Consider the following 26,406-nt stretch of genomic DNA (forward strand, 5'->3'; position numbering starts at 1 on the left):
CTAGGCGCGCCTGACGCATAGTGCATACTTTCTTGCAGAATACGCAAGAACGAACCAGCACCCGAGGAGCCCCGTGAGCGAGATCGAGCAGACCGTCCGCACCCGCCTGCGCGGGCTGCGGCGCGCGCAGTCCCTCTCCCTCGACGACCTCGCCGAGCGCTCCCACCTCAGCCCCTCGACGATCAGTCGCATCGAGACCGGCAAGCGGGCGATCAGCCTCGACGTCCTGCTCCCCCTGGCCCGCGCCCTGCGCACCGACGTCGAGACGCTCCTCGCCGAGGACGACGACGAGGACGTCGTCATCCGCCCCACCCCGACCCGCGAGCACGGGCGCACCACGTGGGTGCTCACCAAGGCCACGGCGACGACGACGGCGATGAAGGTGCGCCTCGAGCCCGGCCCCCGCCCGCAGCCGCGGGTGCACCCCGGGCACGACTGGTTCTTCGTCCTCGAGGGCAGCGTCGAGCTGACCCTCGGCGAGCGCATCGTGCGCGTCGAGGCCGGTGAGGCGGCGCAGTTCGAGACGATGACGCCGCACGCCTTCGTCGCGGTCGACGGGCCGGCCGAGGTCGTCATGATCTTCGACCCGGACGGGCACCGGGTCCATCGGCGGGACGGCGCCACGGACTGACCCCTCGCGTCGCGGCAGGGGAGGTTAGGTTAGGGTCTCCTAACGTTCACACCGGTCACCGGACCGGCTTCCCCTTCGCAAGGAACGACGATGCCCCTGACCCGCCTGCGCGCCACCGGTGCCGCCACCCTCCTGACCGCAGCCCTGGCCCTGAGCGCCTGCGGTTCCGACTCCGGCTCGGACGCCGACGCGACGTCCGGCGGGGACGGCGCCTTCCCCGTGTCGATCAAGAGCTCGCTCGGCACTGCCGAGATCACCGAGAAGCCCGAGAAGGTCGTCACCCTCGGCCAGGGCTCCACCGAGACCTCCATCGCCCTCGGCACGATCCCCGTCGGCATGGAGGAGTACGCCTGGGCCGCCGACAAGACCGGCTACACCCCGTGGGTCAACGAGGCCGTCAAGGACGAAGGGGGCGAGCTGCCCGAGTTCGTCGGCGCCGGCGAAGAGCTCGACATGGAGAAGATCGTCGAGCTCGAGCCCGACGTCATCCTCGCCCCGTGGTCGGGCATCACCCAGGAGCAGTACGACTCGCTGAGCGAGATCGCACCGACCGTCGCCTACCCCGACCAGGCGTGGAGCATCGACTGGGACGAGCAGATCGAGATCATCGGCCAGGCGCTCGGCCAGGAGGGCGACGCGGCGAAGCTCGTCACGGACCTCGAGAAGCAGCTCGCCGACGAGGCGAAGAAGCACCCGGACTGGAAGAACTACACCTTCAGCTACGTCTACACCACGCCCGACACCCTGGGCGTCTTCAAGCCCACCGAGCAGCGCGCCGACATGGTCCGCAAGCTCGGGCTCAAGAGCGACCCGGCGGTCGACAAGATGAAGGAGACCGAGGGCACCGACTCCGCCGTCATCGGGTACGAGAACGCCGACAAGCTCAACGGCAGCGACCTGATCTTCACCTTCTACAGCGACCCCAAGGCCAAGAAGCAGGCGATGAGCAACAAGCTCTACGCCTCGATCCCCGCGATCAAGGCCGGCGCGGTCGTCTCGAGCGACGACAACTCCTTCGTCACCGCCTCGTCGATGATCAACCCGCTCACGGTCCCCTACGCCCTGGAGACCTACCCGGAGATGATCGACGCGGCCATCGCCAAGGCCGACACGAAGTAGCCTCCGCCGGGTGACTGCTGGCTCGACCTCTCGACGCACCCCACGGACCGTCCTGGTCCTCGTGGGGTGCGTCGTCGTGCTCGCCCTCGTCTGCCTGCTCTCGCTGGCCGTCGGGTCGAAGCCGACGTCGCTGCCCCAGGTGGTCGACGCCCTCACCGGACGCCCCGACGCCTACCTCGCGACGGTGCTCGACGCCCGCATCGAGCGCACCCTCCTGGCGGTCGGGGTCGGCGCGGCGCTGGCCGTCTCCGGGGCCCTGATGCAGGGGGTGACGGTCAACCCCCTCGCCGACCCGGGGCTGCTCGGCATCAACGCCGGCGCCGCGGCCGCGATGGTGAGCGCCAGCGTGTGGCTCGGCGTCTCCACGGGGACCGTCGCCTCGGCCTGGGTGGCCCTGCTCGGCGGCGGCATCGCCGCCCTCGTCGTCCACACGATCGGCACGGCCGGGGACACCGGCGCGAGCATGGTCCGGCTCGTGCTCGCCGGCGCGGTCGTCGCGGCGGTGCTCAACGCCTACGTCCAGGCCATCGCGCTCTCCCTGCCCCGGCACTTCGACAACTACCGCTTCTGGGTCGTCGGGTCGCTCGGCGACGGCGGGCTCGACCAACTGCGGGCGGTCGCCCCCTTCGTCGTCGTGGGGCTGGTCCTCGCGCTGCTGTGCGCGAGCAGCCTCAACGCGCTGGTCCTGGGCGCCGAGGCCGCGGCGGGCCTCGGGGTCAACACGACGCTGGTGCGCACCGCTGCCCTCGGCGCGGCGACGCTGCTGTGCGCCGCCGCGACCGCTGCCGTCGGGCCGATCGCCTTCGTCGGCCTCGCCGTGCCGCACATCGTGCGGGCCCTCGTCGGGCTCGACATGCGCCGCCAGCTGCTCGGGTGCCTCCTCGTCGGCCCGATCGTCCTGCTCGGCGCCGACGTCGTCGGCCGGGTCGTGCTGCGGCCGCAGGAGCTGATGGTCGGCGTCGTCACCGCCTTCGTCGGTGCGCCGATCCTGCTGCTCGCCGTGCGTCGCCTCGGGCGGAAGGCCCAGGCATGAGCGCCCTGGCCCCGGCCCGTCGACGCGCGAGCCTCCTCGGGCTCACCCTGCTCGCCCTCGTCGTCGCCACGGCCCTGGCCACGCTGACCATGGGTGGCCTCGGGGTGGCCCTACCCGACCTGCCGGCGGGCATGATCGACGTCGCCCGGGGCGAGGCGACGGGCAAGGCCAACTTCGTCCTCGGCCACCTGCGTGGCCCTCGTCTGCTCGTCGCCCTCGGGGCCGGGGCCGCCCTCGGGGCGTCGGGCGCGCTCTTCCAGTCGGTGACGCGCAACCCCCTCGGCTCCCCCGACGTCATCGGCGTGAGCGCCGGGGCGGGCGCGGGGGCCGCCTTCGTCGGGTTGCTCATGCCGAGCGCGACGTCGATCGTCCTCGGCTCGGTCCTCGGCGCAGCCCTGGCCGTGGGGCTCGTCGCGGTGAGCACCGGCACTGGGCTGAGCAACCCCATGCGCATGGTCCTCGCCGGCATCGGCGTCTCGGCGATGGCCTATGCCTTCACGCAGTACGTCGTCTACGTCGTCGCCCGCGACAAGGCGACGGTCCTGTCGGCCTATCTCAACGGCAGCCTCAACGCGCGCGGCTGGGACCACGTCGCGACGATCTGGGTCGTGCTCGCCCTGGCCGTCGTGCCGCTCGCCCTCCTCTCGATCCCCCTCGGTCTGACCGAGATGGGTGACGAGGTGGCTGCCTCGCTCGGCGTGCACTCCGGTGCCGTCCGACGACGCGCGGTCCTCCTGTCCGTGCTGCTGGCCGGCGGCGCGGTGGCGGTCGCCGGGCCGATCGCCTTCGTCGCGCTCACGGCGCCGCACATCACCCGGCGCCTGGCCCGCAGCGCCCGTCCGCTGCTCGGGCTGTCCGCCGTGACCGGCGCCCTCCTGCTCTCGGCCGCGGACCTGGCCACCCAGCAGGTCCCGGTCTTCGACGGGCTGCCCGTCGGCATCCTCACGCTCGCGATCGGCGGCGTCTACCTCGGTGCGCTGCTCGTCTCCGAATGGAAGAAGGCGACATGACTCCCCCTTCGCTCGTCCGCGCCCACCAGGTCACCGTCGGCTACGGCGGGGAGCCGGTCATCCGCGGGCTCGACCTGACGATCGAGCACGGTCAGTTCGCCGTCGTCGTCGGACCCAACGGCTGCGGCAAGTCGACCCTGCTCAAGACGCTGTGCCGGGTCAACCGGCCCTCCGGCGGGCGGGTCGAGCTCGACGGCGAGGACCTGCACCGGATGCCCGGCCGCGCCGTGGCCCGGCGGATCTCGCTGCTGCCGCAGAGCGCGACGGCCCCGGAGGGGATCACCGTCGCCGAGCTGGTGACCCGCGGGCGGCACCCCCACCACAGCCTGCTGCGGCAGTGGTCACCGGACGACGACCGGGCGATCGCGGCGGCGCTGGAACGCACCCACCTGACCGACCTCGCGGACACGCCGGTGGCGACCCTGTCAGGCGGGCAGCGGCAGCGAGCCTGGGTCGCGATGGTGCTCGCGCAGGACACCGAGGTGATCCTGCTCGACGAGCCGACGACCTTTCTCGACATCGCGCACCAGTACGAGCTGCTCGAGCTCTTCGCCGGCCTCAACCGCGAGGGCCGCACGATCGTCGCGGTGCTCCACGACCTCAACCAGGCAGCGCGCTTCGCCTCGCGTCTGATCGTCATGCACGAAGGGGGTGTCGCCGGCGACGGCCCTCCCGAGCGGGTGCTCACGGGTGACCTGGTGCGCGAGGTCTTCGGGCTGGGCGCCGAGGTCGTCGACGACCCGCAGTCGGGCACGCCGATGGTCGTGCCGCACGTGCAGCCGGTCACCCGCTAGGCGGGAGCGGCCGCCGGGTCGAGCATGACCAGCTGGACGACGGCATCGGTGACCCCCCGCACCTCGTGGGGCACCCGCGCGTCGAGGTTGGCGACGGCTCCGGGACCGAGGGTCACCACCTGCTCCCCCGCGGCGAACTCCACGGTGCCGGAGAGGCACTGGACGAGGATCGGGAAGGCCGCCGTGTGCTCCGCGAGCACCTGGCCGGGCGCGAAGCGAAACATCACCACCCGGCACCCGTGACCGACGAGCGCCTTCTTCACACCGGGGCGACCCCCTTCGCTCGTCGGCGCGAGGTCGAGGAGTCCGGAGGCGGAGTGCAGGGTCGTGTCCATGTCTCATACCTTAGGCCTTCATAGGTGACCATTTTGCACGCACGACCTCACCGCCGACGACGGCTGAGCAGGTGGCCGGCAGCCCCGACCCGAGCAACGAAGGGGGCGGCGGCTGGCCCTGGGTGCTCTCCGGCATCAAGACCGTCCTCGAGACGGGCGCGCCGATGGAGCCGGCGGCCGCCGACGGCGCCGCCTGACCCCGGACGTGCAGGCGGGGGAGGGAGCAAGCGGCGCGTCGCCGCGGCGGCGACCTCCCCCCTTCGTCCGCATTGCCCTACGGCAATGCAACCTCTCGACATCAAGACTCTGCATTGCCGTAGGGCAATGCAGAGTCAGAGGAGGGCGATGACGAGCGGCACGAGCACGCTCGTCAGCAGGGCGGTGAGACCCATCGCGAGTCCCGCGAAGGCCCCCTCCGTGAGGTGGTCGTGCAGCGAGCGCGAGGTGCCGACGCCGTGGGAGGCCGCGCCCATGGCCAGGCCACGAACTCGCCTGTCCTGCACGCCCATCCGGTCCAGCAGCCACGGTCCGAAGACCGCGCCGAGCATGCCGGCGAGCATCGTGAAGGCGGCGACGAGCGCCGGCACTCCCCCGATGTGGTCGGCGATGGCGATGGCGACGGGAGTCGTCGCGGCCTTGGGCGCGATCGTGTGCTCGAGCCCTTCGGACCCGCCGAGGGCGCGCACCGTGAGCACGGCCGAGCCGATCGAGACGAGGGCGCCGGCCGGCAGGGCGACCACCAGTGGCAACGCCATCTCACGCAGATGGTGCGCCTGCCGGTGCAGCGGCACCGCGAGCGCCACGGTCGCCGGGCCGAGGACGAGGTGGATGAGCGAGCCACCGGTCATGTAGGTGTCGTAGTCGATGCCGAGGACGGCGAGCAGCGTGATGAGCAGCGACGCGGCGACGAGCACCGGCTGCGCGAGCGGGTGACCGCCGGTGCGGTCGCGCACCCACACACCGGCCCGGTACGCGAGCAGGGTGAGGAAGACCCACGTGAGCGGGGAGTCGCGCAGCCAGTCGATCGCCTCAGTCATGCGAGCGCACCCGCACTCCCCGGCGCCCCTGCAGCCACGAGGCCAGCCCGGCCACGGTCACCAGGCCCAGCAGCCATGACAGGACGAGGCCACCCGTCACCGGCATCCACTGCCGCCCCAGCTGCGACGCGTGCACCATGATCCCGACCGTCACCGGGACGAAGAAGAGCTGCAGGTGGCGCAGCAGGCCGTCGGAGAAGCGCAGCGTGCCCGAGACCTCCCCCGGCCGGCGCACGGACAGCACCACGAAGAGCAGCACCATCCCCACGACCGGCCCGGGGATCGACAGGCCGAGGCTCCGGACGAAGACCTCCCCGACGAGCTGGCAGCCGAGGACCCACAGGATCCCGTTGATCATCGGCGGCTCACAGGCGCGTGACCTTGACCCGGACCCTCTCGCTGCCGGAGAGCTCGGTCTCGACGGCGCCGTCGCCGAGCGGCAGCGCCTCGAGGTTGGGAGCGGAGCCGAACTGACCGGCGAGGGTCTCGTCGACGATGAGGCCCTGGTGGGCGACGGTCGCCTGCCACACCTGCTGCGAGCCGGTGATCGTCAGGCTGATCCGGTCGGAGACCTCGAGTCCGGCCTGCTTGCGCGCCTCCTGGACGGCCCGGATGACGTCGCGGGCCAGCCCCTCGGCCGCCAGCTCGTCGGTGACCTCGGTGTCGAGCACGATGAAGCCGCCCACAGAGCCCGGGAGCATCGCGGTGGCGCGGTGGCTCCCTTCGTCATCGGCGGCGACGGTCTCGAGTGTGAACTCGCCCTCGACCAGTTCGATGCCACCCGAGGTGACCGTGCCGTCGTCGGCGACGGACCAGTCGCCCGTCTTGGAGCCCTTGATCGCGATCTGCACCTGCTTGCCCAGGCGCGGGCCGGCCGCGCGGGCGTTGACGGTGAGCTTCTGGCTCACGCCGAAGTCCGCCGCCGCCGGGTCGGTGATGTCGAGCAGGCTCACCTGGCGCACGTTGACCTCGTCGGCGACGATCGCGCCGAAGTCCGCGAGCTTCGCCGCGTCGGGCACGACGACCGTGAGGTCTCGCAGCGGCAGGCGGTTGCGCAGCTTGTTGGCCTTGCGCAGGGCACTGGCCGAGCTGCAGACCGCGCGGGCGGTGTCCATGGCGACGACGAGGTCGTGGTCGGCGGGCAGCTCCTCGACCTTCGGCCAGTCGGCCAGGTGCACCGACCGCTCTCCCGTGAGCCCGCGCCAGACCTCTTCGGTCATGAGGGGCAGAAGGGGGGCGGCGACGCGGCAGAGCACCTCGAGTGCCGTGTAGAGGGTGTCGCAGGCCTCCCTCGCGTTGGACATGGTGTCGGCGTCCGCTGCTTCTGTGGCCCAGAAGCGCTCCCGGCTGCGCCGGATGTACCAGTTGGTGAGCACGTCGGTGAAGCTGCGGGTGCTGTCGCAGGCGCCGGCGATGTCGTAGGCGTCCATCCGCGCGGTGGTGTCCTCGACGAACTCGCGCAGCTTGGCCAGCAGGTAGCGGTCGAGCGGGTCGGTGGAGCCGGTCGACCACTTCGCCTCGTAGCCAACCGCACCGTTGACGCGCGCGGCGTTGGCATAGAGCGCGAAGAAGGAGTAGCTGTTCCACAGCGGGATGAGCACCTGCCGCACACCCTCGCGGATGCCCTGCTCGGTGACGACGAGGTTGCCGCCGCGCAGGATCGGGCTGCTCATGAGGAACCAGCGCATCGCGTCGGCGCCGTCGCGGTCGAAGACCTCGGAGACGTCGGGGTAGTTGCGCAGCGACTTGGACATCTTCTGCCCGTCATTGCCCAGGACGATGCCGTGGCTGATGACCGACTTGAAGGCCGGCTTGTCGAAGAGCGCGGTCGCGAGGATGTGCAGCGTGTAGAACCAGCCGCGGGTCTGCCCGATGTACTCGACGATGAAGTCGGCCGGGAAGTGCTGCTCGAACCACTCCGCGTTGTCGAAGGGGTAGTGCACCTGCGCGTAGCTCATCGAGCCCGAGTCGAACCACACGTCGAGCACGTCCTCGACACGGCGCATCGTGCTCTTGCCGGTCGGGTCGTCGGGGTTGGGCCGGGTCAGCTCGTCGACGAAGGGACGGTGGAGGTCCGGCTGGCCGTCGGCGCCGAGCGGCAGCCGCCCGAAGTCGCGCTCGATCTCCTCGAAGGAACCGTAGACGTCGATGCGCGGGTAGGCCGGGTCGTCGGACTTCCACACCGGCACCGGGCTGCCCCAGAAGCGGTTGCGGGTGATCGACCAGTCACGGGCATTCTCCAGCCACTTGCCGAACTGGCCGTGCTTGACGTGGTCGGGCGTCCAGGTGATCTGCTCGTTGTTGGCGAGCATCTTGTCCTTGATCGCCGTGACCTCGACGAACCACGACTCGACGCCCTTGTAGATCAGCGGCTGCCGACAGCGCCAGCAGTGCGGGTAGGAGTGCTCGTAGGACTCGCGGCGCAGCAGGATCGTGCCCTCGCTGACCGAGTCGGCCCGCTCGCCCCGGGTCGTCGCCTTGAGCGCGTCGATGATCGGGCCGTTGGCGTCGAAGACGAGCATGCCCTCGTAGTCGGTGACCGGCGCGGTGAAGCGACCATCCTTGGCCACCGGCATGACGGCGGCGATGCCCTCGCGGTCGGTGACCTCCTTGTCGATCTCACCGAAGGCGCCGGCGGTGTGGACGAGACCCGAGCCGTCGGTCGTCGTCACCGCCTCGTCCGCGGCGACGACGCGGAAGGCGCCCTCGTGGTCGGCGTAGTAGGACATCGGCGGGGTGTAGGTGCGGCCGAGCAGCTGGGCTCCGGTGTAGCGGCCGAGGACCGCCGGCTGGTCGCCGAGCTCGCGGGCATAGTGGCCCAGGCGCGCCTCGGCAAGGACGTACTTCGCCGTGGCCCCCTCGACACCGGGGACCGGCGCCTCGACGACGACGTAGTCGATCTCGGAGCCGACCATGACGGCCAGGTGGCTCGGCAGGGTCCACGGGGTCGTCGTCCACACGAGCAGGTGGGCACCGTCGAGCACCGGGTCCTCGCCGGTGGTGTCCATCCGCAGGCCGACGGTGACGGCCGGGTCCTGCCGCATCTGGTAGACGTCGTCGTCCATGCGCAGCTCGTGGTTCGACAGCGGCGTCTCGTCCTGCCAGCAGTAGGGCAGCACGCGGAAGCCCTCGTAGATCAGGCCCTGGTCGTACATCGACTTGAAGGCCCAGATGACCGACTCCATGAAGGTCGGGTTGAGCGTCTTGTAGTCGTTGTCGAAGTCGACCCAGCGCGCCTGGCGGGTGACGTAGTCGCGCCACTCGCCGGTGTACTTCAGGACCGACTCGCGGCAGGCGGCGTTGAACTTCTCGATGCCGAGCTCACGGACCTCGTCGGTCGTCTTCAGCCCGAGCTGGCGCATCGCCTCGAGCTCGGCGGGCAGTCCGTGGGTGTCCCAGCCGAAGCGCCGCTCGACCCGCTTGCCGCGCATCGTCTGGTAGCGCGGGACGACGTCCTTGACGTAGCCGGTGAGCAGGTGGCCGTAGTGCGGCAGACCGTTGGCGAAGGGGGGTCCGTCGTAGAACACGAACTCGTTGCTGCCGTCCGTGCCGGCGTCACGGGCGTCGATGGAGGCCTGGAAGGTCCCGTCCGCCTCCCAGTAGTTCAGCACGTGCTTCTCGATGTCGGGGAAGCTCGGGGAGGAGGCGACGGTGGTCGCGTCGGTGGTGGAGACCTTGGGATAGGTCATCGCGGCGGCTCCGGGGTACTCGGCGGGTCAACTCGTCAACTGCCACGAGGACGACGGCCATCCGGCCACCGCGGTACCACCCCGCTTGTCCACCCCCTGCGTCACGAAGGGAGTGGACCGCTCCTTGGTCCACCGGTCGTGACGTGACCACCCGTCCGGGTCTAGTGAGGAGCTGCCGCTCCCGTTCTGCCGGAGGCTCGCCGCTGATGACGGCTCAGACGCCTGTGGCACCAGTGTAGGACTCACCGACGGAGGCTCGAAACCGCGTGCGAGGATGGCGCCATGCCGACCGACCTCGACCGTCAGGAAGCGTGGCTCAGCCGCGAGGAGCTCGACAACGTGCGCGGTCGCGTGCCGATCCTCTACGTCGCGGCGGTGCCCGTGCGGGTCGCCGACAACGGCGACGTCACGGCGGTCGGGCTGCTGCTGCGCGCCTCCGACACCGGCACGATGGAGCGCGAGCTCATCGCCGGCCGGGTCAACTACCACGAGCGGGTGCGCGACGCCCTCGTGCGCCACCTCGAGAAGGACCTCGGTCCGATGGCGCTCCCGTCGGTGCCGGCCTCCCCGGCGCCCTTCACCGTCGCCGAGTTCTTCCCCACGCCGGGGGTCACCCCCTTCCACGACCCGCGCCAGCACGCCGTGGCCTTGAGCTTCATCGTGCCGGTGCGCGGCGACTGCGCGCCCCAGCACGATGCCCTCGACCTGGCCTGGCTCACGCCCGAGGAGGCCGGCGAGACCGGGCTGCTCGCGGAGATGTCGGGTGGCCACGGGGCGCTGCTGCGGCAGGCCCTGGCCCACCTGGGGCACAGCTCGGTCTGACTCAGTCCAGCCCCTGCTCGAGGGTCGTCAGCGCGTCGGCGAGCGCCGCGCGCTGCTCGGCACTGAGCGCTCCCATCTGGTCACCGACGCTGCGTCGGCGGGCCTCGTGCACGGCGGCGCGCACCGCACGCCCGGCGTCGGTGACGACGACGACGCTCGCCCGGCGGTCGTGCGGGTCCGGCTCGCGGCTGACATACCCCTTGCCCTCGAGGGCGTCGACGACGTCGGTCACCGACCGCGGGGCGATGCGAAGGGAGTCGGCCAGGTCGCGCAGCCGCGGCGCCTCCGCGCGGTCCGCCGCCACGCGCAGGGCGCGGGCCTCGTGGGGTGACAGGTCGTGCTCCGACAGGTCGACCATCCACGCCCGGCGCAGGCCACGGGCCACCCGCAGCAGCTGCTCGCCGAGGTCCTCCGAGGCCGACCCGGCCACCCGCTTCGTCATGACGACCACGGTAGCCGAGTTGCCCCCTTCCCTCATAGTGAGGTAACCTCAGCATCACGAACTGAGACGAATGAAAGGGGCCGCGTGGACACCCCGACGACATCCCCCACGACCGGTGGCGGGCACGGACCCCGCCGCATCGACCCGCGCGACCGCGCCCAGCTCGCCGAGAGCCCCGTGAGCGCGCGGCGGGTCATCGCCTACTTCCGCCCCTACCGCTGGCAGGTCGCCGCGGTGGTGGCGCTCATCGTGGCCAGCTCGCTGATCTCGATGGCCTCCCCCTTCCTCCTGCGCACCGTCATCGACGATGCGCTCCCCCACCAGGACGTGCGCCTGCTCCTGCTCGCCGTCGGCGGCATGCTGCTCGTCACCATCGCCACCGCACTCATCGGCGTGCAGCAGACGTGGATCTCCACGCGCGTCGGCCAGGCCGTCATGCACCGGCTGCGCACCGACGTCTTCACCCACCTGCAGCGGCAGTCGATGAGCTTCTTCACCCGTACCCGCTCCGGCGAGATCACCTCGCGCATCACCCAGGACATCGGTGGCATGCAGTCGATCGTGACGAGCACGGCCGTCTCGATCGCCTCCAACCTCACGACCGCGGTCGCCACCGCCGTCGCCATGGCCGCCCTGAGCTGGCGGCTGTCGCTCCTCTCGCTCCTCGTCCTGCCGCCGGCGATCTGGACCACCCGCAAGGTGGCGCTGGCCCGGCGCGAGATCACCTCCCAGCGGCAGCGCCGGCTGTCCGACCTGCAGGCCCAGGTCACCGAGGAGCTGTCGGTGAGCGGCGCGCTGCTGTCCAAGACGCTGGGCACGTCCGGGCGCGGAGCACGCGAGTTCACCCAGACCTCGACCGACCTCGTCGGCCTCGAGGTGCGCAGCGAGCTCGCCGGCCGCTGGCGGATGGCGACGATGTCGATCGTCTTCGCCGCGATCCCGGCCCTGATCTACCTCGCTGCCGGCTTCCCCGCGACGAGCGGCGGCATGACCATCGGCACGATCATCGCCTTCACGACGCTGCAGTCGGGCATCTTCCGGCCGATCATGGGCCTGCTCAACGTCGGTGCCTCGTGGGTGGCCTCGATGGCGCTCTTCAGCCGGGTCTTCGGTTACCTCGACCTCGAGCCCGAGGTCACTCCCCCGGCCGCTCCGGTCGACCTCGACCCGACGACGGTGCGCGGCGACGTGCGCATCGAGGGCGTCGGCTACCGCTACCCCGACGGCGACCGGCTCGCCCTCGACGGCATCGACGCCGTCATCCCCGCCGGCTCCCACCTCGCGCTCGTCGGCGCCACCGGCAGCGGCAAGTCGACCCTCGCCTCGCTGCTCGTCCGGCTCGCCGACCCGACGAGCGGGCGGATCACCGTCGACGGGGTGGACCTGCGCGACATCGACCCCCAGACCCTCACCCAGGTCATCGGCATCGTCACCCAGGAGACCTACCTCGCCCACGACACGGTGCGCGCCAACCTCCTGCTCGCCGACCCCGAGGCCACCGAGGCTCGGCTGTGGCAGGCCCTCGCGACCGCCCAGGCCGCCGACCTCGTCGCAGCGCTGCCCGAGGGGCTCGACACGGTCGTCGGCGCACGCGGGCACCGCTTCTCCGGCGGAGAGCAGCAGCGCATCGCCATCGCCCGCACCCTGCTGCGCGACCCGGCGGTCCTCGTCCTCGACGAGGCGACGAGCGCCCTGGACAACGACACCGAGCGCGAGCTGCAGACGGCCCTCGATGCCCTGGCCCGCGGCCGCACGACGATCACCATCGCCCACCGGCTGAGCACCATCGAGGCCGCCGACGAGATCCTCGTCCTCTCGGGCGGGCGGGTCGTCGAGCGGGGCGAGCACCTGGCCCTGCTGCGGCGGGGCGGAGCCTACGCACGGCTCGCCGGAGAGGATCTGGCCCTCACCGCGTGAGGTGCGCGGCTCCCCCTTCGCCCGTCAGTCCTTGGTGAACTGGTCCTTGGTGCGGGTCATGTCCTTGTGGTCCTTGGCCCAGGCGTCCTCGTAGGTGGGGGCCGTGCCGCCGAGACGGGCCGGGTGGAAGCGCAGCTCGTCACCGGTGAGGGTCGGGTAGGCCGCGATGGTCTCGTCGAGGAGCTGCTTCATGACCTCGCGCAGCCGCTCGGTGACCTCGTTGACGTCGTCGTCGGGCCCGACGGGGATCGGGTCGCCGATGGTGATGTGGATCGGGAAGTTGGTGCGCCCCAGACGCTTGGGGACGTCCTTGGTCCAGATCCGGTGCGCTCCCCACACGATCGTCGGCAGGATCGGCACGCCCGCCTCCTGTGCCATGCGGGCGGTGCCGCTCTTGAGCTCCTTGATCTCGAAGGAGCGCGACATCGTCGCCTCGGGGTAGACCCCGACGACCTCGCCCTCCTTGAGCTTGGCCACGGCCTCCTTGAAGGCCGCCCCACCGGCGTGCCGGTCGACCGGGATGTGCTTCAGCCCCCGCATGAAGAACCCGGCGACCTTGTGCTGCCAGATCGACTTCTTCGCCATGAAGCGCACCCACCGGTTGCTGCGCCGTGCTCCCAGGCCGGCCAGCACGAAGTCGATGTACCCGGTGTGGTTGATCGCCATGACGGCGCCGCCACGCTTGGGGACGTTGCGGTCGCCCCTGATGGTGAAGCGGTAGCCGTTGATGAGGAAGATGGTCCGCGCGACGATGATGATCGCGCGGTACAGGGGCTCGGGTCGGCGCATGACTGCAGCCTACGGTCTCGTAGGTCGCCGGAGCAGGCACGGACCGATTGGTCCGCGCCACACCGGTGATGGGAAGATCCACCCCATGACCGAGCACTCCCCCGCCCCCGACGCAGCCCGCATCCCGGACCGTCCCTCGCTGGACGGCCTCGAGGACAAGTGGGGCGCCGTATGGCGTGAGCAGGACACCTACGCCTTCGACCGCGAGGGTGCCCGGGAGCAGGTCTTCTCCATCGACACCCCGCCGCCGACCGCCAGCGGGTCGCTGCACATGGGGCACGTCTTCAGCTACACGCACACCGACTGCATGGCCCGCTACAAGCGCATGCGCGGGCTCAACGTCTTCTACCCGATCGGCTGGGACGACAACGGCCTGCCGACCGAGAAGCGGGTGCAGAACTACTACGGCGTGCGCGGCGACTCCTCGCTGCCCTACGACCCGGACTTCACGCCCCCCTTCGAGGGCACGACGAAGACCATCAAGGCCGCCGACCAGGTACCGATCAGCCGGCAGAACTTCATCGAGCTGTGCGACGAGCTGACGGTCAAGGACGAGGAGGCCTTCGAGTCCCTCTTCCGCCGCCTCGGCTTCAGCCTCGACTGGACGATCCAGTACCGGACCATCGACGACCGCTCCCGCGCGACGGCCCAGACCGCCTTTCTGCGCAACCTCGCCCGCGGCGAGGCCTACACGGCCGAGGCCCCCGGACTGTGGGACGTCACCTTCCAGACCGCCGTCGCGCAGGCCGAGCTCGAGGCCCGCGACTACCCGGGCGCCTACCACCGCGTCGCCTTCCACGGCGCCGACGGTCCCGTCCACATCGAGACGACCCGACCGGAGCTGCTGCCGGCCTGCGTCGCGCTCATCGCCCACCCCGACGACGAGCGCTACCAGGGGCTCTTCGGCTCCACGGTGACCTCCCCGCTCTTCGGGGTCGAGGTGCCCGTCGTCGCCCACCCCTCCGCCGAGATGGACAAGGGTGCCGGCATCGCGATGTGCTGCACCTTCGGTGACCTCACCGACGTCATCTGGTGGCGCGAGCTGCAGCTGCCGACCCGCTCCGTCGTCACCCGGGCCGGCCGGATCCTCGGCGAGACCCCCGACTGGATCCAGAGCGAAGGGGGCGCCGCCACCTTCGCGGAGATGTCCGGCAAGACCGTGCACTCCGCCCGCGAGGTCGTCGTCGAGGCGCTGCGCGCCTCGGGTGACCTCGACGGCGAGCCCCAGAAGACCCAGCGCAAGGCCAACTTCTACGAGCGGGGCGAGAAGCCGCTCGAGATCGTCACCTCGCGCCAGTGGTACATCCGCAACGGCGGTCGCGATGCCGATCTCAACCAGGCGCTGCAGGCCCGTGGCGACGAGATCGACTTCCATCCCGACTTCATGAAGTCGCGCTACAAGAACTGGGTGGCCGGGCTCAACGGCGACTGGCTGATCTCCCGCCAGCGCTTCTTCGGCATCCCGATCCCTGTCTGGTACGCCCTCGACGGCGACGGCCAGCCGCAGTACGAGAGCCCGCTCGTGCCGACCGAGGAGCAGCTGCCCATCGACCCGATGGCGCAGGTGCCCACCGGCTACACCGAGGACCAGCGCGACCAGCCCGGCGGCTTCACCGGCGACCCCGACGTCATGGACACCTGGGCGACCAGTTCGCTCACCCCGCAGATCGCCGGCGACTGGCTCGCGGGCGAGCGCGGCGAGAGCGACCTCTTCGGCAAGGTCTTCCCGATGGACGTGCGCCCGCAGGGCCACGACATCATCCGCACCTGGCTCTTCGCGACCGTCGTGCGCGCGCACTTCGAGCACGGCAGCGCCCCGTGGAAGAACGCCGCGATCTCCGGGTGGATCCTCGACCCCGACCGCAAGAAGATGAGCAAGTCCAAGGGCAATGTCGTCACGCCCGAGGACGTCGTCGTCGAGCACAGCGCCGACGCCGTGCGCTACTGGGCGGCGTCCGGTCGCCTGGGCACCGACGCGGCCTACGACACCGGTCAGATGAAGATCGGCCGCCGGCTGGCGATCAAGCTGCTCAACGCCAGCAAGTTCGCCCTCGGTTTCGGCGAGCCCGAGCTCGACGAGCGCCAGGGTCTGTCCTCGGTCGTCACCGAGCCGCTCGACAGGGCGATGATCGCGGCCCTGCAGCAGGTCGTGGGCGATGCGACCACCGGCTTCGAGGCGTGGGACTACACCCGCTCGCTCGACGTCACCGAGACCTTCTTCTGGACCTTCTGCGACGACTACATCGAGCTCGTCAAGGACCGCGCCCACGGCGGTGACCCATCGGCGCGCGCCGCGCTGCGGCTCGCCCTGTCGGTCCTGCTGCGACTGCTCGCGCCCTTCCTCCCCTACGCGACCGAGGAGGTCTGGTCGTGGTGGCAGGAGGGCTCGGTGCACCGCGCGACCTGGCCCGAGGCGAGCGAGCTGGCCCTCGCCGACGCCGGTGACCCGCACGTCCTCGCGGCCGTCGGCACGGCTCTGAGCCAGGTGCGCAAGGCCAAGTCCGACGCCAAGGTCGGCATGCGCAGCGAGATCACCTCGGCGACGCTCGTCGCCCCGGTCGCAACCGCCGAGCGGGTGCGCGCCGGCGAGGCCGACCTGCGGGCCGCCGGGCGCCTCACGGGCAGCTTCGACTACGCCGAGGGTGACGAGGTCGCGCTGCGCGACGTCGAGCTCATCCCCTTCGTCAAGCCGCCGAAGAACTAGCGTCCGGCCTCGCGCAGCAGGTCGGGCTCGGGAGACAGCCGCGGCACCCGCCACGCGCTCGGCGCCGGCGCGGCGTCGTGCACCCGGCGGTGCCCGGTCGGCTGCACGAGGATCCAGGGCACCGACCAGCCACCGAGGCGCAGCCTCCGGTGGGCGAAGGCCTCCTCGTCGAGCACCTGGACCGTGCCGCTCGCCGGCTCGTAGACGTCGAGCACGTCCGGCCGCTCCCCCGGGAGCACGAGCGTGACGTGCCGGGGCAGCAGGCGGTTGCCGACGTAGAGCACCGCCGGCTCGCCGTCGACGACGAGGTCGAGCAGACGACGGTAGCGGGCACGCAGCGACTCCTCGGAGTGGGCGCGGACCGACATCACCCGGTAGCGCGTGCCAACACGGGCGGCACCGTGCTCGAGCTCGTGCTTGAGCCCCCACGGTGGCGTGCCCAGGGCGTGCGGCCAGGCGAGGACGAAGCCGCCCCCGGGAGCGCGCCAGCCGTTGGTCCGGGCGTGCACGACCCGCTCCCACGCGGCGAAGCGCTCGGCGGTCGTCGAGCCCTCGGCGCCGGGCACCGGGCTGCCCTCACCCGCGACGATCCACCGGGCGAAGGAGGCGTCGACGAGCATCCGCGAGACCGTCGCACAGGCCGACCCGCAGGTCGTCGGGCTCTGCTGGCGCGGACCGGAAGACCCCTGCACGAGACGGAAGGGCGCGTTCACACCCACATCCTGTCAGGCTCGTCGGCCAGCGCGGTCGCGTCAGGCGGAGCGCTTGTGCTTGCGCTTGCCGCTCTCTTCGTGCCGCACGATCGTCGGCAGGACGTTGTCGCGCACGACCTCTGCGCTGACGACGATCCGCTTGATGCCGTCATCGCTCGGGGTGTCGAACATGACGGGCAGGAGGACCTCCTCCATGATCGCGCGCAGCCCACGGGCACCCGTGCCGCGCGCGATCGCCGAGTCGGCGATCGCCTCGAGTGCGTCGTCGGTGAACTCCAGCTCGACCCCGTCGATCTCGAACATCTTGCGGTACTGCTTGACGAGGGCATTTTTGGGCTCGGCGAGGATCTGCACCAGGGCCTCGCGGTCGAGCGGGGTGACCGTGGTGATGATCGGCAGGCGACCGATGAACTCGGGGATGAGGCCGAACTTCATCAGGTCCTCGGGCATGACGTCGGTGATCGCCTCGGCGAGGTCGGTCGCCTTGTGCAGCTCGGAGCCGAAGCCCAAGCCCTTCTTGCCGACGCGCGACTCGATGATCTTCTCGAGACCGGCGAAGGCACCGCCGACGATGAAGAGCACATTGGTCGTGTCGATCTGGATGAACTCCTGGTGCGGGTGCTTGCGCCCACCCTGGGGCGGCACCGACGCCGTCGTGCCCTCGAGGATCTTCAGCAGGGCCTGCTGCACGCCCTCGCCGGAGACGTCGCGCGTGATCGACGGATTTTCGGACTTGCGGGCGACCTTGTCGATCTCGTCGATGTAGATGATCCCCTGCTCGGCCTTCTTGGTGTCGTAGTCGGCAGCCTGGATGAGCTTGAGGAGGATGTTTTCGACGTCTTCACCGACGTAGCCGGCCTCGGTGAGAGCGGTGGCGTCGGCGATGGCGAAGGGGACGTTGAGCATGCGGGCGAGGGTCTGGGCGAGGTAGGTCTTGCCGCAGCCGGTGGGCCCGATGAGCAGGATGTTGGACTTGGCGATGTCGACGTGGTCCTCGTCGCGCTTGACGACCGCGCCCTCGTCGGCCTGGATCCGCTTGTAGTGGTTGTAGACGGCGACGGCGAGCGCCTTCTTCGCCTTGTCCTGACCGATGATGTAGGTCTCGAGGAAGTCGTAGATCTCGCGCGGCTTGGGCAGCTCGTCGAGACCGAGGTCACCCGAGTCGGTGAGCTCCTCCTCGATGATCTCGTTGCACAGGTCGATGCACTCGTCGCAGATGTAGACGCCCGGGCCGGCGATGAGCTTCTTCACCTGCTTCTGGGACTTGCCGCAGAAGGAGCACTTGAGCAGGTCGCCGCTCTCTCCGACTCGTGCCACGTCAGGGTGTCCTCTCACTCGCCTCGACCGATCTGGTCGCGTGCCACCGACCGTACCCAACGGGCTGCGGCCGCCATCCCATTGGACACCCCTTCGCCACGGCGCGTCGCCCTTGTCCGCTGACAGCGGAACGACCGGTCAGCCGGCGCGGCGCCCGGGTCCCCGGCGCACGAGCGCGACGACGAGCGCGACGAGCAGCACCGCGAGGAGGAGGCCGGCGACACCTCCCGCCAGGGTCCACCACCCCCGGTCGTCGGCGGCCCGCGACTCCCCCGGCTCGTCAGCAGCAGGCCTCGTCGTCGGTGTCGTCCCCGCACCGAGTCGCGCCTCGACGTCGGCGACCGTGACCGTGCCCTGGGGGGTGCCCGAGGCGAGGACCGTCGTCCCGCCGCACAGCTCGACCCGCCAAGCGTCGCCCGCAGGCGTACCTAGCAGCAGGTACTCCCGCCCGACGGCGAGTCGCACGCCGCAGGAGGCCGAGTCGTCGCGGCTGACGACGGCGACCCGCTGCTGCCCGGGCCCCTTCCACTCCCTTCGCACGACGACGTCGTAGCGCGAGCCAGCCATCCCGTCGGCGCTCGTGTGCTCGTCGCGGGCGGCGACCTCGACCTGCGCGACGAGAGCCGCGCGATCGACGAGACGTGCCGGGCTGCTCACGGCGCACGAGCAGGCCTGAGCCGCGGGCGCGGTGAGGACCACGACCGGGAGGGCGAGCAAGGCCGCCAGGAGCGGCAGGAGCAGGCGTCGCATGGTCCTTGGACGTCACGACCGGCCCGCCGGTTCCGCCGTCATGCGTTCGGGTCCCCGAGTACGACGCAGGGCCCCGGACTGGTCCGGGGCCCTGCGTCGTGGTGGCTCGGTCACCGCGTGTGGCTCAGTCCTCGAGCGAGGCCTTGCGCGGGGTGAGCACCTCGTCGATGAGGCCGTAGTCCTTGGCCTCCTGGGCCGACAGGATCTTGTCGCGCTCGATGTCCTCGCGGACCTCCTCGGCGGTCTTGCCCGAGTGCTTGGCCCAGGTCTCCTCGAGCCAGGTGCGCATGCGCAGCACCTCGTTGGCCTGGATCTCGATGTCGGAGGCCTGACCGTACTCACCGCCGGCGAGCGCCGGCTGGTGGATGAGGATGCGGCTGTTGGGCAGGGCGAAGCGCTTGCCCGGCGCGCCGGCACCGAGGAGCACCGCCGCCGCCGACGCGGCCTGACCGATGACGAAGGTCTGGATGTCGGGGCGGATGTACTGCATGGTGTCGTAGATCGCCGTCATGGCGGTGAAGGAACCGCCGGGGCTGTTGATGTACATGAGGATGTCGCGCTCGGGCTCCATCGACTCGAGCACCAGCAGCTGGGCGATGATGTCGTCCGCGGAGGCGTCGTCGACCTGCACGCCGAGGAAGATGATCCGGTCCTCGAAGAGCTTGGTGTACGGGTCCATCCGCTTCATGCCGTAGGAGGTGCGCTCCTCGAAGTTGGGCAGGATGTAGCGGCTGGACGGCCCGGGGCGAAGGGGGGCCGAGCCCGGCTGGTGGGTGCGCAGCTGTGCGTCGAAGTTCATGGTGTCTCCTGGAAGGCTCGCGGGTCGGGGCTCAGTCGCTGACGGGGTTGTTGCCCTGACCGGCCTGGTCGGAGCGCTCGAAGACGTGGTCGACGAAGCCGTACTCCTTGGCCTCCTGGGCGCCGAACCAGCGGTCGCGGTCGGAGTCCCGGTGGATCTGCTCCACGGTCTGGCCGGTGTGCTCGGCGATGAGCTCGGCCATCTGCGTCTTGACGAAGAGCATCTGCTCGGCCTGGATCTTGATGTCCGAGGCGGTACCGCCGATGCCGCCCGAGGGCTGGTGCATCATGACGCGGGCGTGGGGGGTCGCGTAGCGCTTGCCCTTGGTCCCCGCCGAGAGCAGGAACTGGCCCATCGAGGCGGCCAGCCCCATGGCGACGGTCGCCACGTCGTTGGGGATCCACTTCATGGTGTCGAAGATCGCCATGCCGGCCGAGATCGAGCCACCGGGGCTGTTGATGTAGAGCCAGATGTCCTTTTCGGGGTCCTCGGCCGCGAGGAGCAGCATCTGGGCGGCGATGGCGTTGGCGTTGTCGTCACGCACATCGGACCCGAGGAAGATGATGCGCTCCTTGAGGAGGCGCTGGTAGATGTGGTCGTCGAGACCCATCCCGCCCTGCGGGCCGGCTGCGACGATCTCGCTGCTGTTGCTCACGCTCACTCGCTTCTCCGCCGTGTCGGCGGTTGCTCTCGTGTTCACGACTTTCACTGACCCTAACGCCCACTCCCCGCGCATGTTTCCCGCCCTCCGCACGTGTTCGCCCTGAGCGCAACACCATGACGAAGGGGGGTGCTCACCCCTTCGGCGGCGTCACCAGGAGCGAGAGGCCGGCAAAACCGTCGAGCTCGACGTGGAAGCCGTGGAGCTGGTCGACCTCACCGACGGCCGAGCCGTCGCCCATGTCCATCAGCCGTGCGCCGGGCTCGAGGTGCTCGCTGATGACGGTGCCGCTGATGGGGTCGCCGGAGAAGTTGAGCACGGTCACCTGCAGCTGCCCGGGCACCTGCTCGTACTCGTGGACCATGACGAGCATCGAGCGGTGGGCGACATCGGGCACGTCGACCTGGCGGGTCGTCGCGATGGCGAAGTAGCCGCGCAGGTGCAGCAGGTCCTTGAGCCGGGAGACGAAGGAGCGCGGGTCCGCCAGCTGCGCGTCGATCGGACCGTAGAGCGCGCGTGCCCGCGGCATGCCGGAGGCGGACCCGCTCGCCCCGGGGGGCGACGTCGAGCAGGTCGTAGGCCGGGCGGTGGACCCAGCGGGTGTCCCCCTCGCGCAGCAGCGGCTCGATCTCCTCGGGCGGGATCGGCAGCGCGCCGACGAGGTCCCACCCCGACAGGGCGAAGACTCCCGGCTGCAGGGCGTTGAACATCACGAGCAGCAGGTGGGCCCGCGTCACCCGCTCGATGTCCTCGTCGGTGAGCGCGTCGAGGTCGCGCAGCCCGAGCGCCGCGGTGATGACCGAGGCGGTCGTCGACGCGATGCCGTTGGTGGTGAAGACGAGGTTGTAGGGCGCCGCCTCCCCGGTCAGGGCGTCCGTCAGCTCTTGCCGTACCGTCGCGGCGAGTTCCTCGCCGGTGACCTCCTCGCCCCGGAAGTGGTAGCCGTCCTCGCGGTGCCGGCTGGCGAAGTGGACGAGCTCGTAGGTCATCTCGTCGTGGTTCTGCATGGCGTGGACCAGCCCGGCGGCGTCGACCCCGAGATCGTGCGCCTCGCGCAGCGTCAGCCGCAGGAACTCGGTGTCACCGGTGGCCAGCGCGTGGTGGTAGGCGGGCCGGTTGACGAAGTCGTAGGACAGGTCGGCCCCACCCGCCGCGGTGTCGCGGATGTCCTCGATCGACAGGTTGAGCTCCTGGAAGGTGAAGCCGCCGACCTTGCGCACCATCGACCCGATGAGCTGGTTGGCCGCCTGCGACAGCGGGTGCCCCTCGGACCACGCCGGCCCGACGTCGAGCGTCTTCTCGACCCCGAGGAAGCCGTTGGCGTCCAGCCGCAGCCCTCCGGAGCCGAGGTCGCCGAGGCTGTGCAGCGCGTCGCCGATGACCAGACGCATGCCGGCGAACGTGGGATCGAGCCAGTTGATCGAGGGCTGCCCCTCCTTGAAGTAGTGCAGGTAGACCCAGCGTCGGGTCACTCCGTCGGGCCCGGTGACGGGGGCGGTGACCGACCAGTTGGTGTCCTTGAGGCCCGGCACGTGGAAGATCACCCGCTGCATCTCGCCGACGATGTGCCCGGCGTCGGCGAGCGCCGCCTCGGCCGCCTCGTCGAGGTTGACCGAGTCACGCCCCTCGGGCACGTCGGGCAGCAGGTGCCACTCCTCCGCTGGGATCGCGACCATGTGGTAGATCCCCGGGTAGTCGTCGACCCCCAGCTCGGCCAGCCGGAAGTCGGCGCCCTTGCCCGTGTGTCCGGGGACGATGTCGTCGATGACGGTGCCCTCGTGGTCGGCGGCGACCCGGCACATCTCGCGGTAGTCCTCCTCGCTGCCGAAGAGCTCGTCGATGTGCGTGGCCACCCGGTCGAAGTGCCCGTCGACGCTCGGCGTGGGGCTCCACCCCGAGAGCCCACCGGCCCGCTTGACCGGCCCGGTGTGCAGGGCGTGGATGCCGATCTGCTGGAAGGTCTGCCACAGCCGCGGGTCGGCGAGGGAGGCGAGGAAGGAGGTGCCCGGCCGGGTGATCATCGAGATCGGGTAGGCGGTGAACCACACGGACGCGGTCTGCACGGCCGCCCGCGGGTCCGGCTGGGCGAAGGGGTTCTGCCACATCGACCCGAGGCCGGTGAACTGCGCGGCGATCTCCTTCGCGTCCTGGAGCATCGACTGCCCGCGCAACCAGTCGACGTAGACCGGGTTGGACCCGAGCGGCTCGCCCGAGCGCACCTGCGCGGCCGAGGGTGCCCCCTGGGGGCGCAACCTGGCCCGGGGCCGCAGCGCCTTGGGTCGCGCCGGGAAGAAGACCTGGGCGAAGTTGGGTGCGCCGTCCTCCTCGACCTCGAGGGCCTCGGGCTGGTCGGCGGGCGGGTCGAACTCGCTCATGTCGCCCCACGTTACGGCGTGGGCGAGACCCCCGTCTCCCCGGCCGGCGGGGCGAAGTCCCCGGCGTCACCGGTCGGGGTACCGAGGTGCTCCCGGGCCCATCGGGGGACGATGAAGAGCGCCTCGGCCTCGGCGGTCACCTCGCCCTGCGGGTCGACGATCTCGCCGCTGGCGAAGATCTTCCACCCGTCGACCCGGTCGATGCGGCCGCGGCAGACGAGGTCGGTCCCGAGCAGCGTGGGGCGCCGGTAGGTCGTGTTGAGGTAGGCCGTGAGCCCCGGGACCCCGCGCCGGGCCGCCGCCGTCCCGAGGACCTGGTCGAGGACCGCCGCCACGAGGCCGCCGTGGACGCACCCGGGCGGTCCCTCGTAGGCGGCTCCGAGCGAAAAGGTGCACGTCACTCCCCCTTCGTCGTCGGTCATGACCAGGGGTGGGGCGATGGGGTTGCGCATCCCGAGCATCGGGTTGGCATGGTCGCGCAGGCGGCCGTCGCTGCTCGTCTCGATGCCGAGAGGACCCTCCTGCGCCTGCTCGAGCAGCCGGTCGACGAGCGTGTCGACCCGGGCGGTCACCTCGTCGAGCACCGGCCCCTCGTGGCGGGTGCGCACGGTCGCGTCGACGAGCCGGCCCACCGCGCGGGCGAGATCGCCCTGCGCCCGCTCGAGCTCGGCCAAGGCCTGCGGGTCCTCGACGGGGTACGGCGAGACGAAGGTGCCGTCGGTCATGCGTCCTCCTCGTGACGGGCGGTTGAACACGCGTTCAATGTCCGCATCACCCTAAGGTAATGCGGATTCAGGTCGGCGGGGCCGTCCGTGGTCGGTTCCGGGAGGCACCGCGCTCTCGCACGGCGGGCACGGCCAGGACCGCTGGCACGGCGAGCAGGCCGACGAGGAGCAGCGAGCGGAGCACGCCGACGTGGTCGCCGAGGAGTCCCAGCAGCGGCGGCCCGACGATGAAGGCGAGGTAGCCGATCGTCGAGACCACGGACAGGCGGGCCGCGGCCCGCTGCGGGTCGTCGGCCGCCGCGCTCATGCCCGTCGGGAAGCCCAGGCTGGCTCCCACGCCCCACAGCACGACGCCGACGAAGGCCGCCAGGGTGTCGCCGAGGACGACGAGCAGCGAGCCCACCGCGGCCAGGCCGAAGAGCACCCGCAGCACCGGCACCCGGCCGTGGCGGTCCAGCAGCCGGGCCCCGAGGAGGCGACCGGCGGTCATCGCGGCGAGGAAGGTCGCGAAGGCGAGCACCCCGATCTCCTCGGGCTGGTCGTGCCCCTCGGTGACCGCGAGCGCGATCCAGTCGTTGGCGGTGCCCTCGGTGAGGGCCGCGACGAGGACGACGAGACCGATGGCCAGGGTGCGCGGCTCGCGCCAGGCGCTGGCGGGCCGGTCGGCGACGCTCCCGTCGCCCTCGGCCACCTCGAGCCCGCGGGGCAGGAACCGTCGGGGCACCCACAGCCCGACGAGCAGCACGACGAGCGCCGCGCCGGCGAGGTGACCGAGGACGGGCACGCCCAGGCGCACCAGGCCGGCGGCGGCGAGCGCCCCGAGGACGGTCCCGCCGGAGAAGCAGGCGTGGAAGACCGGCATGACCGTGCGGGCGAGTCGCTGCTCGACCGCGGCGCCCTCGTGGTTCATCGCGACGTCCCACAGGGAGATCCCGACGGCGATGACGAAGATCGCGGCGGCGGTGGCCCACACGTCGGCGAGGACGTCGACGGCCGCGCCCAGGCCGAGCAGACCCGCCGCCACGACGATGACACCGATGGCCACGGTGCGTGCGGCGCCGACGCCCGTGATGACACGGCCGGCGAAAGGCAGCGCGAGGACGGACCCGAGCGCGCCCACGAGGAGCGTGCAGCCGAGCTCGCCGGGCGTCAGGTCGAGCTGGGCGCGGATCGCCGGGATCCGCGAGGCCCACGAGGCGAAGCCGAGCCCGTTGACCGCAAAGGTCGCGAGCACGGCATTGCGGGCGCCGGTCGTCATCGGGTCTCCCCTTTCGGGACAGGGCGAAGGGGGGTCACCGCGCCGTGGCGGGGACCCCCCTTCGTCGGGGTGCTGGAGGCTCAGGCCTGCTCGTCGGTGCCCTCGGCCTCGACGGTCTCGGCCTCGTCGTCGGCGAGCTCCTCGACGTCACCGGTGCGCTCGCCCTCGGGGACGATGTCGTCGAGGTTGATGGCATTGCCGTCGGCGTCGACGATCTTGGCCTTGTCGAGGGCCGCGGCCAGCGCCTTGCGGCGGGCGACCTCGGAGACCATGGACTCGACCTGACCCTGCTGGTCGAGCAGCTGGGCGAACTGGTTGGGGTCCATGCCGTACTGCTGCGACTGCATGATGAGGTACTCGACGAGCTCGGGCTGGCCGACCTCGATCTCCTCGGCCTTGGCCAGGGCGTCGAGCAGGAACTGCGTCTTGAGCGTCGAGCGGGTCGACTCGTCGACCTCGGCGCGGTGCTCGTCGTCCTCGAGGCGACCCTCCTGCTCGAGGTGCTGGTTGACCTCGGCCTCGATGATGCCCTCGGGCAGCGGGATCTCGGTGTTGGACAGCAGGTGGTCGAGGACCTTGTCGCGGGCCTGGATGCCCTGCTCGAACTTCTTGGACTGCTCGGCCTGCTTGGCCAGGTCGGCGCGCAGCTCCTCGGCGGTGTCGAACTCGCTGGCCATCTGGGCGAAGTCGTCGTCGACCTCGGGCAGCTCGCGCTCCTTGACCGACTGGACGGTCACGGTGCAGTCGGCGGACTGGCCGGCCTTGTCGCCACCGGCGAGGGGGGCGGAGAAGTCCTTGGTCTCGCCCGTGGACATGCCGACGAGCGCGTCGTCGAGACCCTCGAGCATGTTGCCGGAGCCGATCTCGTAGGAGACGCCCTCGACCGCGTCGACGTCCTCGCCGTCGATGGTGGCCTTGAGGTCGATGGAGACGAAGTCGCCGGTGGCGGCGGGGCGGTCGACGCCCACGAGGGTGCCGAAGCGCTCGCGCAGCTCGGTGAGCTTGGCCTCGACGTCTTCGTCGGTGACCTCGAGGTTGTCGACGGAGATCTCGACACCGTCGTAGTCGGGCAGGGTGACCTCGGGGCGCACGTCGACCTCGACGGTGAACTTCAGCTCCTCGCCGTCGGTCATCGGCACCTCGGTGATGTCGACCTCGGGCTGGCCGATCGGCTCGACACCGGTCTCGTCGACGGCCTTGCCGAAGAACTCGGGCAGGGCCTCGTTGACCGCCTCCTGGATGACCGCGCCCTTGCCGACGCGCTGCTCGATGATGCGGGCCGGGACCTTGCCGGCGCGGAAGCCGGGGACCTGGATCTGGCTCCCGATGGACTTCAGGGCCGCGTCGACGTGCGGCTGGAGCTCCTCGCTCGGGACCTCGACGGTCAGCTTGACCCGGGTCGGGCTGAGGTTCTCGACGGCACTCTTCACTGGGGGCACTCCACACGATCTGGACGACGAAGGGGGTTGCGGCGCAAGCTGTCGGG

General features: G+C 71.0%; 23 protein-coding genes and 1 pseudogene. 9 read left to right on the forward strand and 15 right to left on the reverse strand.

Going from position 1 to position 26,406, the window contains the following annotated elements:
* The first annotated feature begins 73 nt into the window (after nt 1-73).
* The 5 genes from H7A72_RS10365 (at nt 74) to H7A72_RS10385 (ending at nt 4,587) form a co-directional block, all read left to right on the forward strand.
* Nucleotides 74-631 carry a helix-turn-helix domain-containing protein gene (locus H7A72_RS10365; RefSeq protein ID WP_072625021.1) on the forward strand — a complete coding sequence of 186 codons (558 nt, stop codon included), beginning with the start codon at nt 74-76 and terminating at the stop codon, nt 629-631.
* Nucleotides 632-721: 90 nt separating this feature from the next.
* Entirely contained in the window at nt 722-1,750 is a 1,029-nt protein-coding gene (locus H7A72_RS10370) for an iron-siderophore ABC transporter substrate-binding protein (RefSeq protein ID WP_185220476.1), read from the forward strand.
* Nucleotides 1,751-1,760: 10 nt separating this feature from the next.
* Nucleotides 1,761-2,783 (forward strand): iron ABC transporter permease, encoded by a 1,023-nt coding sequence (locus tag H7A72_RS10375; RefSeq protein WP_185220477.1) that lies wholly within the window; start codon nt 1,761-1,763, stop codon nt 2,781-2,783.
* Nucleotides 2,780-3,793 carry an iron chelate uptake ABC transporter family permease subunit gene (locus H7A72_RS10380; RefSeq protein ID WP_223277605.1) on the forward strand — a complete coding sequence of 338 codons (1,014 nt, stop codon included), beginning with the start codon at nt 2,780-2,782 and terminating at the stop codon, nt 3,791-3,793. Before H7A72_RS10375 ends, H7A72_RS10380 begins: the two co-directional genes overlap by 4 nt.
* Nucleotides 3,790-4,587: an ABC transporter ATP-binding protein gene (locus tag H7A72_RS10385; RefSeq protein WP_185220478.1), complete on the forward strand. Its 798-nt coding sequence runs from the start codon at nt 3,790-3,792 to the stop codon at nt 4,585-4,587. Before H7A72_RS10380 ends, H7A72_RS10385 begins: the two co-directional genes overlap by 4 nt.
* Here H7A72_RS10385 and H7A72_RS10390 read toward each other — a convergent pair.
* Nucleotides 4,584-4,922, reverse strand: coding sequence for a cupin domain-containing protein (locus H7A72_RS10390; RefSeq protein WP_185220479.1), 339 nt, complete (start codon nt 4,920-4,922; stop codon nt 4,584-4,586). The genes H7A72_RS10385 and H7A72_RS10390 overlap by 4 nt on opposite strands.
* 71 nt (nt 4,923-4,993) lie before the next feature.
* On the opposite strand from H7A72_RS10390, the gene H7A72_RS16905 reads away from it, so the two are divergent.
* Nucleotides 4,994-5,119, forward strand: coding sequence for a hypothetical protein (locus H7A72_RS16905; protein WP_255494235.1), 126 nt, complete (start codon nt 4,994-4,996; stop codon nt 5,117-5,119).
* A 135-nt stretch (nt 5,120-5,254) separates the two neighbouring features.
* Here H7A72_RS16905 and H7A72_RS10395 read toward each other — a convergent pair whose 3' ends face one another.
* Genes H7A72_RS10395 through ileS form a run of 3 tightly spaced genes read right to left on the reverse strand, consistent with a single transcriptional unit; the run spans nt 5,255 to nt 9,648 of the window.
* A complete protein-coding gene (locus tag H7A72_RS10395; RefSeq protein ID WP_223277606.1) occupies nt 5,255-5,959 on the reverse strand; it encodes an LrgB family protein in 705 nt (234 codons plus the stop codon).
* The gene (locus tag H7A72_RS10400) at nt 5,952-6,317 is read right to left on the reverse strand and encodes a CidA/LrgA family protein (RefSeq protein ID WP_185220480.1); all 366 of its coding nucleotides are present in this window, start codon (nt 6,315-6,317) and stop codon (nt 5,952-5,954) included. The genes H7A72_RS10395 and H7A72_RS10400 overlap by 8 nt, the downstream gene beginning before the upstream one ends.
* A 7-nt stretch (nt 6,318-6,324) precedes the next feature.
* Nucleotides 6,325-9,648 (reverse strand): isoleucine--tRNA ligase, encoded by a 3,324-nt coding sequence (gene ileS / locus H7A72_RS10405; protein WP_185220481.1) that lies wholly within the window; start codon nt 9,646-9,648, stop codon nt 6,325-6,327.
* A gap of 282 nt (nt 9,649-9,930) precedes the next feature.
* Here ileS and H7A72_RS10410 point away from each other — a divergent pair, with 282 nt between their 5' ends.
* Nucleotides 9,931-10,470 (forward strand): NUDIX hydrolase family protein, encoded by a 540-nt coding sequence (locus tag H7A72_RS10410; protein ID WP_072625031.1) that lies wholly within the window; start codon nt 9,931-9,933, stop codon nt 10,468-10,470.
* Nucleotide 10,471: 1 nt separating this feature from the next.
* Here H7A72_RS10410 and H7A72_RS10415 read toward each other — a convergent pair whose 3' ends face one another.
* Nucleotides 10,472-10,912, reverse strand: coding sequence for a MarR family winged helix-turn-helix transcriptional regulator (locus tag H7A72_RS10415; protein ID WP_084452392.1), 441 nt, complete (start codon nt 10,910-10,912; stop codon nt 10,472-10,474).
* Between the two features lie 84 nt (nt 10,913-10,996).
* Between H7A72_RS10415 and H7A72_RS10420 the strand changes: the two genes are divergently transcribed.
* Complete coding sequence (locus H7A72_RS10420; protein WP_185220482.1) at nt 10,997-12,829, forward strand: ABC transporter ATP-binding protein; 1,833 nt, start codon at nt 10,997-10,999, stop codon at nt 12,827-12,829.
* Between the two features lie 24 nt (nt 12,830-12,853).
* Here H7A72_RS10420 and H7A72_RS10425 read toward each other — a convergent pair whose 3' ends face one another.
* Nucleotides 12,854-13,618 (reverse strand): 1-acyl-sn-glycerol-3-phosphate acyltransferase, encoded by a 765-nt coding sequence (locus H7A72_RS10425; protein WP_084452321.1) that lies wholly within the window; start codon nt 13,616-13,618, stop codon nt 12,854-12,856.
* 85 nt (nt 13,619-13,703) lie between these two features.
* On the opposite strand from H7A72_RS10425, the gene valS reads away from it, so the two are divergent.
* On the forward strand, nt 13,704-16,322 hold the full coding sequence (gene valS, locus H7A72_RS10430) for a valine--tRNA ligase (RefSeq protein WP_185220483.1): 2,619 nt from the start codon (nt 13,704-13,706) through the stop codon (nt 16,320-16,322).
* Here valS and H7A72_RS10435 read toward each other — a convergent pair.
* The 9 genes and pseudogenes from H7A72_RS10435 to tig all read right to left on the reverse strand — a co-directional run bounded on the left by H7A72_RS10435 (nt 16,319) and on the right by tig (nt 26,350).
* Nucleotides 16,319-17,035, reverse strand: a complete 717-nt coding sequence (locus H7A72_RS10435; protein WP_185220484.1) for a hypothetical protein — start codon at nt 17,033-17,035, stop codon at nt 16,319-16,321. The genes valS and H7A72_RS10435 overlap by 4 nt on opposite strands.
* A 39-nt stretch (nt 17,036-17,074) precedes the next feature.
* Complete coding sequence (clpX, locus tag H7A72_RS10440) at nt 17,075-18,352, reverse strand: ATP-dependent Clp protease ATP-binding subunit ClpX (protein ID WP_185220485.1); 1,278 nt, start codon at nt 18,350-18,352, stop codon at nt 17,075-17,077.
* A gap of 138 nt (nt 18,353-18,490) precedes the next feature.
* The gene (locus H7A72_RS10445) at nt 18,491-19,102 is read right to left on the reverse strand and encodes a hypothetical protein (RefSeq protein ID WP_185220486.1); all 612 of its coding nucleotides are present in this window, start codon (nt 19,100-19,102) and stop codon (nt 18,491-18,493) included.
* Between the two features lie 124 nt (nt 19,103-19,226).
* On the reverse strand, nt 19,227-19,901 hold the full coding sequence (locus H7A72_RS10450) for an ATP-dependent Clp protease proteolytic subunit (RefSeq protein WP_072625038.1): 675 nt from the start codon (nt 19,899-19,901) through the stop codon (nt 19,227-19,229).
* Nucleotides 19,902-19,932: 31 nt separating this feature from the next.
* Nucleotides 19,933-20,511, reverse strand: a complete 579-nt coding sequence (locus tag H7A72_RS10455; protein WP_084452390.1) for an ATP-dependent Clp protease proteolytic subunit — start codon at nt 20,509-20,511, stop codon at nt 19,933-19,935.
* A 184-nt stretch (nt 20,512-20,695) separates the two neighbouring features.
* Nucleotides 20,696-22,937 (reverse strand): annotated as a pseudogene (gene treS / locus H7A72_RS10460) (maltose alpha-D-glucosyltransferase).
* An 11-nt stretch (nt 22,938-22,948) separates the two neighbouring features.
* The gene (locus H7A72_RS10465) at nt 22,949-23,662 is read right to left on the reverse strand and encodes a PaaI family thioesterase (protein WP_185220487.1); all 714 of its coding nucleotides are present in this window, start codon (nt 23,660-23,662) and stop codon (nt 22,949-22,951) included.
* Between the two features lie 67 nt (nt 23,663-23,729).
* The gene (locus H7A72_RS10470) at nt 23,730-24,920 is read right to left on the reverse strand and encodes a sugar MFS transporter (RefSeq protein ID WP_185220488.1); all 1,191 of its coding nucleotides are present in this window, start codon (nt 24,918-24,920) and stop codon (nt 23,730-23,732) included.
* Nucleotides 24,921-25,000: 80 nt separating this feature from the next.
* Nucleotides 25,001-26,350 (reverse strand): trigger factor, encoded by a 1,350-nt coding sequence (tig, locus tag H7A72_RS10475; protein ID WP_084452309.1) that lies wholly within the window; start codon nt 26,348-26,350, stop codon nt 25,001-25,003.
* Between the last annotated feature and the right edge of the window lie 56 nt (nt 26,351-26,406).

Source organism: Janibacter sp. YB324 (assembly GCF_014217915.1).
Classification (GTDB): domain Bacteria; phylum Actinomycetota; class Actinomycetes; order Actinomycetales; family Dermatophilaceae; genus Janibacter; species Janibacter indicus.